The sequence below is a fragment of the Komagataeibacter nataicola genome (assembly GCF_003207795.1).
Taxonomy (GTDB): Bacteria; Pseudomonadota; Alphaproteobacteria; order Acetobacterales; family Acetobacteraceae; genus Komagataeibacter; species Komagataeibacter nataicola.
Genome location: NZ_NIRT01000091.1, coordinates 1 through 912, shown reverse-complemented (window position 1 = coordinate 912; position 912 = coordinate 1). Strand labels below are relative to the sequence as shown.

Annotated in this window: 1 pseudogene; it reads left to right on the top strand. The window is 57.2% G+C overall.

Features of this window, described 5'->3' with window-relative positions:
* Positions 1-63 precede the first annotated feature (63 nt).
* Positions 64-912, top strand: a pseudogene (locus CDI09_RS17395) (IS3 family transposase); the annotation flags it as partial.

The window sequence follows — 912 nt, the reverse complement described above, 5'->3', positions numbered from 1 at the left end:
TGACGTGCCCCCCGGAAATGTAACCATTTAAAAGTAGAGTCCGATCGAGAAGGATACGGACGGATGAAGCGCAGTCGTTTTACGGAAGAGCAGATCATAGGGATCCTGAAGGAACAGGAATCTGGGCTGAAGGTCTCTGATCTTTGCCGTAAGCACGGGATCAGTGACGCGACCTTCTACAAATGGAAGACCCGTTATGGTGGCCTTGAGGTATCCGAGGCCAAACGGCTGAAGGCGCTGGAAGATGAAAACATCCGCCTGAAACGTCTTCTGGCGGATGCCATGCTGGATAATGCGGCACTGAAGGAAATTGTTGGAAAAAAGTGGTAACGCCTGTCGCGAAACGGCAGGCGGTCCGACACATTCAGGAAGCTCTGGCCCTGAGTGAACGCCGAGCCTGTGCGCTTGTTGGTGTTGCCAGACGTGTCGCGCGGTATGTTTCCACCGGAGCGGACGATGCTGCCCTGCGCCAGCGCCTACGGGACCTGGCGGACCAACGACGCCGCTTTGGCTATCGCCGCCTGGGTTATCTTCTGGCGCGGGAAGGCTTCAGCCCCAATCACAAGAAGCTGTTCCGCCTTTACCAGGAGGAAGGGCTGAAAGTCCGCCATCGAGATGGCCGCAAGAGGGTACTGGGGACGCGTTCTCCCATGACCATCCCTCAGGAACCCGGGCAGCGCTGGAGCCTGGATTTTGTCTCGGATGCCCTGATCTGTGGCCGCCGGTTCCGCATTCTGGCTGTTATCGACGATTTCAGTCGCAAGAACCTGGCATTGGTTGCCGACACGTCATTATCAGGTGGACGTGTGGCGCGGGAACTGACGGCCCTGGTGGAACGATATGGCAAACCCCTCATGATTGTCAGCGACAACGGTACGGAGTTCACATCCCATGCCATCCTGAAATGGGCCG